A 299-nucleotide genomic window follows, 5' to 3' on the forward strand; every position below is an offset into this window, starting at 1 on the left:
ACGTAGGCCAAGGGGCATTAGATGAGTTGCATAGCCAAGGCATCAAACATATCCATGTATTAGGACGCGCTCAGACTAGCAGAGGTAGAATCGATTATTGGCTCAAGGATGCCGATATCGTCGTCAATGGCGCCGAACAAGCGGCTGAGCTGAGAGGAAATAACTTTTTAATCAGCATCCAACACATCAAGGATTTAATGCCTCAGAATTCGGTGGTCATAGACCTGGTCGGCGGCAGTCCTACCAACAGGAGCCCAGTCGAAGCAGTCATAAGTTGTAGCTTCTTGACTGACCCCTAT

At 48.5% G+C, this 299-nt stretch carries 1 pseudogene; it reads left to right on the plus strand.

Features of this window, described 5'->3' with window-relative positions:
* Positions 1-299 (plus strand): annotated as a pseudogene (locus MTCD1_RS21915) (alanine dehydrogenase); the annotation flags it as partial.

The sequence above is a fragment of the Colwellia marinimaniae genome, from assembly GCF_002207865.1.
Classification (GTDB): Bacteria; Pseudomonadota; Gammaproteobacteria; order Enterobacterales; family Alteromonadaceae; genus Colwellia; species Colwellia marinimaniae.